The organism is Paenibacillus sp. Dod16 (assembly GCF_049893405.1).
In the GTDB taxonomy this organism is placed as follows: Bacteria; Bacillota; Bacilli; order Paenibacillales; family Paenibacillaceae; genus Paenibacillus_AQ.
Window position 1 is genome coordinate 75247 of the sequence record NZ_JBNDYG010000038.1, and the last position, 12199, is coordinate 87445.

Sequence of the window (12199 nt, forward strand, 5' to 3'; positions counted from 1 at the left end):
TGCTATCCTTGCACCCCTATGCTCGTTAAAGCCTGGTATGGATTTTACGGTGTCAGTGGTTTACATAAGATGGGTTTACGAATGTTTCAATTGTCGGCATAAAATTCGATACGAGTATGGTTCTAAATCGATATGCATCGTACCGTTTACCGGTTTTACGGGATCCTTCGTCTCGGCATCAATCCAATCGGTCGTGACAATAGGATGCGAGATGGTCCGCTTCGAGTCACTGTTGTTCATCCAGACGATAAAATGCATGGTCTCGTCCGCACGCTCGTACACAATGCAAGGATCATGGAGATTCGCTTGCAGGAAGCGGAAGCGTCCCTGTCTCAGCGCCTTATGCTTTTTCCGAAGCGCGATCATCCCTTGATAAAACTTATAGAGCTCTTGATTTCGTTTCTTAGGATCCCATTCCATGCATTTGCGGCAGTCGGGATCTCCGTCCCCTGTCAATCCGATTTCGTCGCCATAAAAGATGCACGGCGTTCCCATGAATGTAAACAGAAATACAACCGTGAGTTTCATGCGCCGGATATCTCCACCCACACGGGTAAGCAGCCGCGGCGTATCGTGGCTGCACAGCAGATTAAAGACCACTTCGTTGGTCTGCTGCGGATATCGCATCAGGATCGAACCGATGCGGTTGGCAAACGTGAGCCCGTCCATGTTGCCATTGAAGAATTCCAGGACCTTATCGGCAAAAGGATAATTCATCACGGAATCAAACTGGTCACCCTGCAGCCAGATTAAGGAGTCCGACCACACCTCGCCCACGATATAAGCTTCAGGGTTGGCTTTCTTGACTACCTGTCTGAAATCCCGCCAAAAATGATGGTCAATTTCATTGGCAACGTCCAGACGCCAGCCGTCGAGATTGATTTCCTTGATCCAATATTCGGCTACACCTAGCAAATACGCCTTCACTTCAGGATTGGCGGTATTGAATTTCGGCATATTTCCGAAAAAGCCGAAGGTGTCATAGCTGGGAATGCCATCCTTGACCTCGCATGGAAACTGGTTCACATGAAACCATTCGGCATATCTGGATTTTTCCCCGTGCTTCAGCACGTCCTGAAAGGGAGGAAACTCCTCGCTGCAGTGATTGAATACCGCATCGAGAATCACTCGAATGCCTTTTGCGTGGCAAGAATCTACTACTTTTTTCAGCAACTCATTATCGCCAAAGTGCGGATCCACCTGTTTATAATCAACCGTGTCATATTTATGATTGGAGGGGGAGAGGAAAAGCGGAGTAAAATAAATGGCGTTTATACCCAGATCAACGAGATCATCCAGATGATCCAGCACGCCCTGCAGATCACCGCCGAAGAAATTATCCACCTCCGGCTTGCCGCCCCAGGCCTCGGTTTCTTCAGGATTGGTGGCGGGGTTTCCGTTAGCAAAGCGTTCAGTCATAATTTGATAAAACACGGCTTCTTTGGCCCATTCCGGTACTTTGAATACATCGACCTCATGTATGTACGGAAATTCAAAGTAACCTGCAGGCGGATAAGGATAGTCCCATCCAATCCCGCTGTCCACCATATATACCGTCTCATCTCCGGCATGAATCCGAAAGCCGTAGGACAGTCTTTTGTATTTCGGCCTGACTCCGCATTCCCAGTAATCAAACATGTCATCCGAGGCGGCCTTTTCCATGGTGATCTCGAAGTACGTACGGTCCCAATCGTATTTGTCGCCGGTCATGGCAACAACAGAATCAATGTCGTTTTTCTTGGTTCGGATCCGAAGATGAATGGTTTTTGTATCATATGCATAAGCCCATTTATCTCTTGGAACATGATACAGTGCTTCTAACAGCATGGTTACACCTCCTATATGAGTAAAGCTATAGCTAATTAATAACCAACTGCTGGCTTGCATGAATCATGGAGTGAAAGAGACAGTCCGGGAACCGTTCATTTATCATGTGCCGGATTTCATACGCTATTATAAGATGGGAAGGGAACGGATAGATTATGCATCATTAAAAAGGAGTTTGCCCTAGATCCTCTTATCACCTAATGGGTAATGCTGAAGTCCTGTATTTACATTAATATGAAGGAAGAAATGTATGTCCCGTACTGGCTATATGGGCAAAGTATTATCCACAATATGGCTATCTACTGATTTTATCCCCTAATTTATTTGTTTAAATGATTAAAGGAATGAAGAGTTACATAATCCTATGTGTATGATGAATTGACCATTGTATTAAAATAATGAAACAAACGCAATTAGTAAGGCTTATATTAAGTATGATGATCATAAGAGCCGATGAATTTTCATTGCATATTCATGCATCCTGTTTTATAATGACTCAGTTGCATTTTTTCTATGATTGAATCTATACGTAACAGTTAGGGGAGAAACGAGACATATGAAACGTAAATTTACAGCGTGGATGACCCTGTTCATGGTGGTTGTGCTGTCTTTTGGCAGTATCGTCCATGCGGAGGGTGAGAAGAAAACGGTGATTCTCGGTACGAGTGCCGATTATGCACCTTATGAGTTCCATAAAACGATAGATGGCGTGGATACCATCGTCGGATTTGACATCGACATCGCGAAGGAAATCGCCAAGGATCTTGGCGCCGAGCTCATTATTAAGGACACCTCCTTTGATGCACTCTTGCCAGAGTTGACGAGCGGACGCGTGGATTTCGTCATATCGGGCATGAATCCGACGGAAGAACGCCGAAAAAGCATCGATTTTTCCGAGCCTTATTATGCAGCGGAACAATCGGTCGTCGTCCGTAAGGAAGATGCGCTAAAGTTCAACACGCTTGAAAGCCTGGAGGGAGCTCGGATCGGGGTTCAGAAAAGCTCCATTCAGGAGTCCATTGCAAAAACAATCCCGAAAGCCAATGTGATATCACTGGATAAAATCCCGGACCTGCTGCTGCAGCTGGAATCTGAACGCGTGGATGTTGTCCTCGCCGAGTATCCGATCGCAAAGACCAATATGAATGAAGCAACGATGGCGATCACGGACGCTAAACCGACGGCTGAGAACGACGCCTATGCCATCGGGGTTCGTAAAGGGAACGAAGAGCTGCTGAAGAGCATTAATGCTACACTTGAGCGCTTGAAGGAGAATGACCAGATCCAGAAATTTGTCGACGAGGCCAGTGACCTGGCTGCAGGCCGTAAGGCAGAGAATCTGAACACATTTGAATTCTTTTGGAAATATCGCGATTATTATGCCAAGGGCATCCAGTTTACGCTGCTTATTTCGGCACTTGGTGTATTCTTCGGATTCATTCTCGGTCTGATTATCGCTTTAATGCGGATGTCGGGTGTCAAAATCCTTAAGTTTTTGGCTACCGCTTATATCGAGATCATCCGCGGTACCCCGATGCTGGTGCAGTTGTTTATTATTCATTACAGTTTGGCGGCGTTCGATATTAAATTCTCACCGATACAGTCGGGTATTTTGACGCTTTCTATCAACAGTGCGGCATATCTGGCTGAAATATTCCGTGCCGGCATTCAAGGCGTGGACCGCGGTCAATTGGAGGCCGCACGTTCCCTCGGAATGACCAAGGGCAAAGCGATGCGCCACATTATATTGCCGCAGGCGTTAAAAGGCGTTTTGCCTGCCATCGGTAATGAGTTTGTTGTCATCATTAAGGAATCCTCCATCGTCTCCTTTATCGGTGTGGTGGATATTATGTATCAAGCACAGATTTTGCGCGGCATGACCTTTGCGGCATTAAATCCGCTGCTTGTGGCTGCCCTGATCTACTTTATACTGACATTCGTTCTTTCGAAGCTTCTGGGTGTCTGGGAAAGGAAGTTGAGTGCAAGTGATAACCGTTAAGGATCTTCATAAATCATTTGGCAAGCTGGAAATATTGAAGGGCATTAACATCGAGATTGCAAAAGGAGAAGTGGTGGTTGTCATCGGACCGAGCGGCTCCGGAAAAAGCACCTTTTTACGCTGTCTCAATTTGCTTGAAGTGCCGACCAGCGGCGAAATTTCGTTCGAGGGTGAGCTGATCACCGCCAAGAATCACAATATCAATGCTACCCGCGAGAAAATGGGCATGGTGTTTCAGCAGTTTAACCTGTTTCCTCACAAGAAGGTCATCGAGAATATTACGCTTGCTCCTATTCAGGTGAAGGGGGTCTCGGCGAAGGAAGCCGAGGCTACTGCAGACGAGCTGCTAAAGTCGGTGGGGCTGCAGGATAAGAAGGAGTCTTATCCTTCCCAGCTGTCCGGTGGACAGAAGCAGAGAATCGCCATAGCGCGAGCACTCGCGATGCAGCCGCATGTCATGCTGTTTGACGAACCAACCTCCGCACTGGACCCGGAGATGGTGGGTGAGGTATTGGAGGTAATGAAGAAGCTTGCCGATGGCGGGATGACGATGGTCATCGTCACCCATGAGATGGGCTTCGCCCGGGAAGTGGGAGATCGGATCCTGTTCATGGATGGCGGTAAAATCGTAGAGGAAGGTACGCCGGACCAGCTGTTTGGCAATCCGACCCATCCTCGTACGAAAGAGTTTTTAAGTAAGGTTTTGTAACTTTTATATCTACATTGCATCAGACGAAAACAGCGCTATACCTGATTGTTTCAGGAATTGTCGCTGTTTTTGTTTGCGTATTGGTAACAATTGCTTGCAGTATAGGTTACAAAATTGTGATATATTCATGTTCGTTGACATACTACATCCGATTTACCAAGTTACATATAAGGAGGCATCTTTAGATGTTACAACAAATGAAAGCATGGACTAAACATCGTGGACTCAACCATAAGATCGCTGGAAAAACAGCAAAATGGTTTACCATTACAGCCGTTGCGCTAGGCATGACTTTTGCCGGAGGCGGCTTGCAAGCCCATGCAAGCTCCGTACACGTAGCGAAGAACGGCGATACCTTCTATTATTTGTCCAAACAGTACGGTGTTAATATGGACAAGCTGATGAAAGCCAATCCGAAAATTAAAGCAACGAATATATACTCTGGTCTGAAAATCACCATTCCCGGCTCGGTATCGATGAACTCGACAGCGTCTGCTGCACCCATCGCTCCAGGCGCTTCCGGGTTTACGCCTAGCTTGAGCGTTTCCCCTGAGAAGAATGTAGTGGAAGCATGGGGCAAGACATTTAATTACAGCAAAACATTGTCCGTCAAAGCAACCGCATATTCTGCTGCTGCAAGCGAGAACGGCAAATGGGGCGCTGTTGATTACTTCGGAAATTCCCTTGAGCTTGGTACGATTGCTGTCGACCCAAAAATCATTCCGCTCGGCACCAAGGTGCTTGTTACAGGGCATGAGCATCCAGGTCTGCCGAAAAAGGCATTTGTGGCAGAAGCACGTGATATCGGCGGGGCTATTAAAGGGAATAAGATTGATATCTTCATCCCGGGTTCCCAATCGTCCGTGAAGCAATTCGGCATCCAGGATATCAAATTGTTCATTATCGAATAATTCAATCCATCATCATCGAAAAACAATTTTAATATGGTAGACGGCTAGTCTGGATTAATGCTCCAGTCAGCCGTCTTTTTATGTTATGGGGATCTATCTCGACTCTGACACGCCTAACATCTCCGGCAGTGTCACGAAGCTATATCCCTTTCTCCGCAGTTCGGTAATAATATCCGGGAGCGCTTCAATCGTTCCGGTTAGGTCCGATCCCACGCCACCTCCGGCATGCTGGAGTACGATCGAGCCTGGTCCGACAGCTGACAGAATGTTGCTCTTAACCTCTTCCATAGGCAGACCTTTCCAATCGAGCGAGTCAACATTCCAATTCACGACTTTGTATCCGTTTTTGCGTGCCCACTGTAGCTGCTCTTCATTTATATCGCCGTAAGGTGGACGGATTAGCCGCGGATCCACACCGGTTAGTGACTTCAAGATCGTGTTGGTACGTTCGATTTGGCCTTTAAATTTGTCCAGGCTCAACTTGTTCAGCTGCGCATGATTATAGGAGTGATTGCCAATGGCGTGACCTTCATCATGGATTCGTTTTGCGAGATCGGGGTGTTTTTTGGCCCGTTCCCCCACTGCAAAGAATGTGGCTTTTACTTGATACTCTTTAAGGACGTCCAGAACTTTGCCGGTAAATCGGGGATCCGGAACATCATCAAAGGTCAAAGCGATCTGTTTGACCCGGGGTCCGCTAGAGCGAAAGGTATCCGGGTATTTTCTCAGCAATTGACTTAAAGACGGCGCATCGTCTGAAATTTGGTTCTTGCTTTGATTGGCATGCTGACTGGACTCCGACATGACCGAAGTGTCTTGGGGGTGAAGTGACAAACGATGTACATCGGATGCATTTGCCGGGATGTCCGGCCCTATTAAAAAGAGTAACATAATCCACAACAGGTAGCTTCCTGCGCGGTATCGTTTGAACATCACGATCGGCCCCTTTAGCTTTTTAATATGGTATGCCCAGTTGATTGGGGGATTATCCTCAATATGGGAATGCGATGATTTTTAGTTTTCCCTTAGAAAGGTGTATAATAACCGGTATCAGATTTTATTACATCTTGATCATTTGGATATGGAAGGAGATAATCGCTTGGCAGACTTGTTTACACCTTACAATTTCAAGAATTTGACCCTCAAGAACCGCATTGTTATGCCACCGATGTGTCAATATTCCGTTCAAGCCGAGGACGGGATTCCGAATGATTGGCATTTTGTTCATTACGTCAGCCGTGCCGTAGGAGGTACAGGCTTAATTATTGTGGAAATGACAGGTGTCCATCCGGATGGACGGATCACGAATCAGGATACGGGGATATGGGACGACAACCAGATTCCGGCCTACCGCCGTATTGTGGAGAGCGTGCATTCTTATGGAACCAAGATTGGTATCCAGCTTGGGCACGCCGGAAGAAAAGCGCAGGATGCAGAGCCGTCGGTGGCCCCTTCTGCGATTCCGTTCAGCTCCCACTACAAAATGCCCAAGGTGCTATCCGGGGCGGAAGTGGAAGAGCTCATTCAAGCCTTCCAGGAAGGCGCTCGTCGAGCTGTTGAGGCCGGGTTCGATACCGTTGAGATTCATGGCGCCCATGGCTATCTCATTCATCAGTTTCATTCGCCGCTCACGAATCAGCGCAGTGACGAATATGGTCAAGATCTTCCGCTATTCGGCGAGCGGGTTGTTCAAGCGGTTAAAGAAGTGCTGCCTGAAGGCATGCCGATCATTATGAGGGTATCTGCGAAAGAATACGTGGACGGAGGCTACGATGTGCAGTACTGCGCGGAAGTCTGCACACGTTACCGGGATGCCGGCGTCGATATTTTTCATATCTCCTCGGGGGGAGAAGGCCAGGTCGGCGCAAATGGCGGCCCGGAAGCGAAGCCCGGTTACCAGGTGGATCTGGCAGCAGAGTTCAAGCAGCTGTTAAAGGTGCCTGTGATTGCGGTAGGAATGCTGGATGATTACCATGCCGCGCAAGAGGTGGTTTTGTCAGGCAAAGCGGATCTGGTGGCGATCGGCCGGGGAATGCTCCGGGATCCCTACTGGGCTGTTCACGCCGCCAAGGCGCTTGATGGAGGTCAGAAAGTTCCCAAGCAGTATGAACGGGGATATTAAATAAAAAATATTTTGAAACGTTTTGGATCATGGAACGTAAACATTAATCATATACCAGTATTTTAAAGTGAAAGCGAGAGGAAGAGAACGATGTCCATATTTAAAAGATTGCGCGATTTGACCATGTCCAATATTAACGCCATTATCGACAAGGCGGAAGACCCGATTAAAATGACGGATCAGTACATTCGGGATATGACGGAAGATCTTGAGGATGCCGAGAAAGCAGTAGCTTCGCAAATTGCCATCGAGAAACGCTTTAAAGCACTTTATGAAGAGCAAGCTGCACTTGTTGAAAAACGGACGCAGCAGGCTCATACGGCAGCACAAGCTCAAAACGTTGATCTTGCCCGCCGCGCGCTGGAAGAGAAGAAGGCCGCCGAGGCCAAGCGTGATGAGTACAAAGCAAGCTACGATCAGAACAAACTGGCAGCTGACAATCTGCGCGGCAAGCTGGAAGAAATGCGTAAGCAGCTTACCGCGATGAAGAACAAGCGCGAAACTTTGGTCGCCCGTTATAATGCGGCTAAAGCGCAAACCGAGATCAACAAAGCGATGAACGGGTTTGGTTCCGACACAGCATCGGCTGGATTGAAACGTATGGAAGAGAAGATGCTCGCTATGGAAGCACGTGCGGAAGCAAGCAATGAAATGTCGGCAAAAGAGAAATCCCTTGATGAAGAGTTTGAGAACCTTGGCAAGGACAAAGTCGTTGAGGATGAGCTTGCAGCCTTGATGAAGCAATACGAGAACAAGTAAAAACGGATTCAGTGGTCTAACAGGTAATATAGTTTAGGGGGCGAGGGAGAAACAGCAGGGCTGAATACAGCTGTGCTTCTCCTTCGCTTTTGTTTGATTGATCGTAGATATACATGGAGCACATCCCCTTTATGAACGTCTGTCTTCGATTGAAGCAGTTCGAGCTCAAGGAGTTTGTTTGTATGTTGAATGTGGAGGCTTAGAGATGGATTTTGATATGATCTTGCGTGTATTGCTTTGGACAGCTGTCGGTGGGCTGCTGTTGTTTGTTTTGATGTTTGTGGATTCCCTGTTCACGAAATATAACGATCTTGAAGAAGTGAAAGCGGGTAATATGGCGGTAACCACAAGACTGATACTGAAGCTGTTCGCACAAGGGTATATTTTATCCGTGTCGATCGGAACGTCATATCATCTGCTTGAGGCCATTGTGGTATCGATCATTTCATTTATCATATTGCTGGTTCTCGAATCGTTAACAGAGCTCATGCTTCGTAACTTCGGCAAGCTGAACCTTGACAAAGGGACTCGCGAGGGAAAGACGGGATACGGTTTGTTTGCAGGTTCGCTGCATGTGGTTGGGGCGTTAATTATTACCGCTTGCCTATAGAACGCATAATGGAGATAGGGGACAGGAAAGATGAGTATGTGGAAAAGAATCAGCAATTTATTTAGTAAGCCGGAGCCGCCCAAGGTAGAGAAAAGCATGCTGCAGCTGGCTCCTGGCGATATTTGCGAAGTGTCTCTGGTCACTTATGAAGTCACGGGTCGCGTGCACAATCGCGGTCGTAATGCGGTCGTCTTGACGCTGCAGGATGGCAGCACCATTGCTTACCTTCATATCGAAGAACGCGAGACGGTACAGTACGCGTTATACGCTCCGATCGATGGACGGCTGGATTCTCCCGATGAGGTACCATCCATCATCGATTTGGACGATCATGTATTTCATCTGGAAGAGGAATATGGGGGGCATGTTTCGATTACCGGTCGTACCGCGTTTACGCAAAGCGGGGAGCAGCACGTATGGCAATACCAATCGGACGATTACAAGCTGCTGCGGATTGAATGGCAGAACGGGCGGTTTATGTTGTATGAAGGCGAGAAAGTGATACCGGGGGACGTTCGAGTTATCCGGGCGACTTAGGAGTGGTGGCATGAAGGAACGCTCTTTTATATCTATAAAAATCATGTTGGTGCTGAGTTTGTTCGTATCATTATTGAGTGGATGCGGAGCGCCGAATATCAAGGATACCTATCCGCTGGAATCCGTCAATCGAGACGGAAACGCAACGTCCTATGTGTACCGGGCAGCTGATAAAAGCGTTCCGGATGTCGCAGGCGAGCTCATCGCGGCGAACACGCCGGATCAATCGTCTCCTGAGGATACCGAGCGGATGTTTCTGGTATATGGGGATGAGTATTACCATTTGCAGCAGGATCCCCAGAAGCCGACCGATACGCTGATCGAAATCGACTCCAAGGAGTATGTTCAGCGCAATTATGATTCAAGTTTCCTGCAAGGGTACTTAACGGCCGTTCTGATCGGGAATTTATTCGATTCGATGGGCGGCGGGGGTTACCGGGGGTATACAAGTAAAGATGTGTATAAACCGGCACAAGGTAACTATAAGAAGCCAACAAGCCAGGATAAGAAGATCGCTCCGCCGCTGACGGTGGACCGGAGCGGGAAGATTACCCGGCGTGGCCAGGATTCTGCCGGTACGGGCGGAAGCCTGTTCAGACGAAATCCGGATACAGGCGGAGACCGCGGCACGATCAAGCGCGGCGAAAGCGGCGGAGGTTTGTTCGATTCGCCGAAGAAATCGTACAAGAAGCCGAAGACCCGAATCGGATCTGGCAGGATCTCCCGAAGGGGACGAAGGTAAAGCAAAGAGTTCAAGCGCATGGTCAAGTGACCATGCGCTTTTTTGTCTGGTGACCCATACACACTCGGTTGTTGTGATCCTCCTACAAAACGGCGAATGGATGAGACCGGAAGCTCGGTTTGAAGATTGCGCAGAATGTAGTACAGTAAGAATGTCAGTTTTTTCTTTGAGTCAGAAAGCGAGGAATGCGTAGTGAAGGATAATCATTCAATATTGCCTAAGAAACACAATCATAAATTTGATCGGCGTGCATTGCAGGTAAGGGACGCACAAAGGCTAGCCGTTTCTAATGCGGAGCTTGGTCAGGAGGAGCTTATTCGGCTGCAGGACAGCGATGGACGTGTGCTTGCTTCCGATGTGATCGCACCCCACCCGTTTCCGGCTTTTGCGCGTTCGGGCATGGACGGTTATGCCGTTCGATCAGCGGATTTAGCCGCATGCGATTTAGGGGAACAGGTGTGGCTAGAGGTTGTCGACCAGATCCCGTGCGGATATGTGTCTTCCATTTCAATCGAGCAAGGCAAGGCTTCCCGCATCATGACGGGCGCTCAGGTGCCTGAAGGGGCAGACGCTGTCGTTATGCTTGAAGCGACGGAGCTTCGAACAGAGGATGGCCTTACCCATGTAGGCTTCAAGCGGTCCATCGAGACGGGGAAGAATATTACTCCCCTCGGATTCGAGCTTCAGGAAGGTGATTTGATCCTCCGCAGAGGAACACTCATCGGACCTGGAGAAATTTCGGTTCTGGCCACCTTTGGCATACACCAGGTTGAAGTGTATCGTCAACCGGTGGTAGGAATATTCTCGACGGGCAGCGAACTATTGGACATCACCGAGCCGCTTGAACCTGGTAAAATTCGCAACAGCAATACTTATATGCTCGCATCGCAAATTCGGGAAGCCGGTGGTGTCCCGGTGATTATGGAGGCGATCCCGGATGATATCGAGCTCGCCCGCCAAAAGGTGGAAGAAGCGCTCCAGGTGTATGACATCGTGGTGACGACAGGCGGCGTATCTGTAGGCGACTACGATATTATGGGGGAGCTGGTGACATCCGGAGGTCTGGACATGCTGTTTAATAAAGTCACAATGCGGCCCGGAAGTGTTACAACCGCGGCTGTGAAGGAGGGCAAGCTGCTCTTTGCGTTATCGGGTAATCCGGGGGCCTGTTATGTGGGATTTCTGTTGTTTGTCCGACCTGCGATCCGAAAGATGCTTGGCATGGAGCAGTTGTTTTTAACCGAATGGACGGCAGAGTTGGGTTCGGATTATTCGAAAGTGAACAACTTTACCCGTTTCGTCCGGGGGAGCCTGGAGGTGTCTAACGGCAAGCTTGTAGCGACACCTGCTTCCCTTGATGAGTCAAGTGTCATGATCACGATTAAAGACAGTGACTGTTTAATCGTGATTCCGCCAGAGCTTCGTGGTGCCGTTAAAGGCCAAACCGTACAAGTTCTCGTTCTGCCGGGGGCCTGGACATGAAGGTTTTCCAGATATGCGGTTATAAAAACAGCGGCAAAACCACATTGATTGCCAGCTTGATCCCACAGTTGAAACGGCATGGCATTCGGTCAGCCGTCATCAAGCATGACGGGCACGGATTCGAAATGGACCATGAAGGGACGGACACGTACAAATTCAGAGAGGCGGGAGCGGAGGGGATCGCCATCGCTTCACCGGGGCGTACGGCGATGCTGATGGAAACGGAGCTGGAACTTGCGTCGTTGATCCATTTGTACAGTGATTTTGATCTGGTGCTTGTCGAAGGCTATAAGATGCAGCCTTATCCAAAGCTCGTATTGCTGCGGGGAACAGAGGACATGGGGCTGCTGGATCAAGTTAAGGAGACCCGGGGTATCGTCGTGCGTCCTGAAATGCTAAAGGAACCGTCAGCCCTGCATGAGATGCAGCAGCGGCTAGCGGTTCCCCTATTTACATGGAATGACACGGAGCGGATCACGTCGCTGCTGCTGTCATGATGAA

At 48.6% G+C, this 12199-nt stretch carries 12 protein-coding genes; 10 read left to right on the forward strand and 2 right to left on the reverse strand.

Translation table 11 applies throughout. The annotated features are described in order from the left end of the window. Positions 1-75: 75 nt before the first annotated feature. Complete coding sequence (locus ACPV3A_RS25680; protein ID WP_426202046.1) at positions 76-1827, reverse strand: alpha-glycosidase; 1752 nt, start codon at positions 1825-1827, stop codon at positions 76-78. 556 nt (positions 1828-2383) lie between these two features. Between ACPV3A_RS25680 and ACPV3A_RS25685 the strand changes: the two genes are divergently transcribed. The 3 genes from ACPV3A_RS25685 to ACPV3A_RS25695 all read left to right on the forward strand — a co-directional run bounded on the left by ACPV3A_RS25685 (position 2384) and on the right by ACPV3A_RS25695 (position 5446). Beyond that, positions 2384-3826: an ABC transporter substrate-binding protein/permease gene (locus tag ACPV3A_RS25685; RefSeq protein WP_194542091.1), complete on the forward strand. Its 1443-nt coding sequence runs from the start codon at positions 2384-2386 to the stop codon at positions 3824-3826. Further along, positions 3813-4535: an amino acid ABC transporter ATP-binding protein gene (locus tag ACPV3A_RS25690; RefSeq protein WP_194542092.1), complete on the forward strand. Its 723-nt coding sequence runs from the start codon at positions 3813-3815 to the stop codon at positions 4533-4535. Before ACPV3A_RS25685 ends, ACPV3A_RS25690 begins: the two co-directional genes overlap by 14 nt. A gap of 185 nt (positions 4536-4720) precedes the next feature. After that, positions 4721-5446, forward strand: a complete 726-nt coding sequence (locus tag ACPV3A_RS25695) for a 3D domain-containing protein (RefSeq protein WP_220685732.1) — start codon at positions 4721-4723, stop codon at positions 5444-5446. 93 nt (positions 5447-5539) lie between these two features. On the opposite strand, the gene ACPV3A_RS25700 is transcribed toward ACPV3A_RS25695, so the two are convergent. Continuing rightward, positions 5540-6379, reverse strand: a complete 840-nt coding sequence (locus ACPV3A_RS25700; protein ID WP_426202049.1) for a polysaccharide deacetylase family protein — start codon at positions 6377-6379, stop codon at positions 5540-5542. 166 nt (positions 6380-6545) lie between these two features. Between ACPV3A_RS25700 and ACPV3A_RS25705 the strand changes: the two genes are divergently transcribed. The 7 genes from ACPV3A_RS25705 to mobB all read left to right on the forward strand — a co-directional run bounded on the left by ACPV3A_RS25705 (position 6546) and on the right by mobB (position 12195). Next, positions 6546-7568, forward strand: coding sequence for an NADH:flavin oxidoreductase/NADH oxidase (locus ACPV3A_RS25705; RefSeq protein ID WP_220685730.1), 1023 nt, complete (start codon positions 6546-6548; stop codon positions 7566-7568). Between the two features lie 90 nt (positions 7569-7658). Further along, positions 7659-8327: a PspA/IM30 family protein gene (locus ACPV3A_RS25710; RefSeq protein WP_071218178.1), complete on the forward strand. Its 669-nt coding sequence runs from the start codon at positions 7659-7661 to the stop codon at positions 8325-8327. A gap of 205 nt (positions 8328-8532) precedes the next feature. Further along, the gene (locus ACPV3A_RS25715; protein ID WP_071218177.1) at positions 8533-8937 is read left to right on the forward strand and encodes a DUF350 domain-containing protein; all 405 of its coding nucleotides are present in this window, start codon (positions 8533-8535) and stop codon (positions 8935-8937) included. A gap of 30 nt (positions 8938-8967) precedes the next feature. After that, positions 8968-9474 (forward strand): DUF4178 domain-containing protein, encoded by a 507-nt coding sequence (locus ACPV3A_RS25720; protein ID WP_076321199.1) that lies wholly within the window; start codon positions 8968-8970, stop codon positions 9472-9474. A gap of 10 nt (positions 9475-9484) precedes the next feature. Then, the gene (locus ACPV3A_RS25725; RefSeq protein ID WP_194542096.1) at positions 9485-10216 is read left to right on the forward strand and encodes a DUF4247 domain-containing protein; all 732 of its coding nucleotides are present in this window, start codon (positions 9485-9487) and stop codon (positions 10214-10216) included. Positions 10217-10408: 192 nt separating this feature from the next. Beyond that, positions 10409-11698, forward strand: a complete 1290-nt coding sequence (gene glp / locus ACPV3A_RS25730) for a molybdopterin molybdotransferase MoeA (protein ID WP_194542097.1) — start codon at positions 10409-10411, stop codon at positions 11696-11698. Then, a complete protein-coding gene (gene mobB, locus ACPV3A_RS25735) occupies positions 11695-12195 on the forward strand; it encodes a molybdopterin-guanine dinucleotide biosynthesis protein B (RefSeq protein WP_194542098.1) in 501 nt (166 codons plus the stop codon). Before glp ends, mobB begins: the two co-directional genes overlap by 4 nt. Positions 12196-12199 lie beyond the last annotated feature (4 nt).

Excerpts from the sequence above, each read along its gene's own strand:
- ACPV3A_RS25680 (WP_426202046.1), bottom strand. The coding sequence starts at position 1,827 with ATGCTGTTAGAAGCACTGTATCATGTTCCAAGAGATAAATGGGCTTAT.
- ACPV3A_RS25685 (WP_194542091.1), top strand. The coding sequence starts at position 2,384 with ATGAAACGTAAATTTACAGCGTGGATGACCCTGTTCATGGTGGTTGTG.
- ACPV3A_RS25695 (WP_220685732.1), top strand. The coding sequence starts at position 4,721 with ATGTTACAACAAATGAAAGCATGGACTAAACATCGTGGACTCAACCAT.
- ACPV3A_RS25700 (WP_426202049.1), bottom strand. The coding sequence starts at position 6,379 with ATGTTCAAACGATACCGCGCAGGAAGCTACCTGTTGTGGATTATGTTA.
- ACPV3A_RS25710 (WP_071218178.1), top strand. The coding sequence starts at position 7,659 with ATGTCCATATTTAAAAGATTGCGCGATTTGACCATGTCCAATATTAAC.
- ACPV3A_RS25715 (WP_071218177.1), top strand. The coding sequence starts at position 8,533 with ATGGATTTTGATATGATCTTGCGTGTATTGCTTTGGACAGCTGTCGGT.
- ACPV3A_RS25720 (WP_076321199.1), top strand. The coding sequence starts at position 8,968 with ATGAGTATGTGGAAAAGAATCAGCAATTTATTTAGTAAGCCGGAGCCG.
- ACPV3A_RS25725 (WP_194542096.1), top strand. The coding sequence starts at position 9,485 with ATGAAGGAACGCTCTTTTATATCTATAAAAATCATGTTGGTGCTGAGT.
- mobB (WP_194542098.1), top strand. The coding sequence starts at position 11,695 with ATGAAGGTTTTCCAGATATGCGGTTATAAAAACAGCGGCAAAACCACA.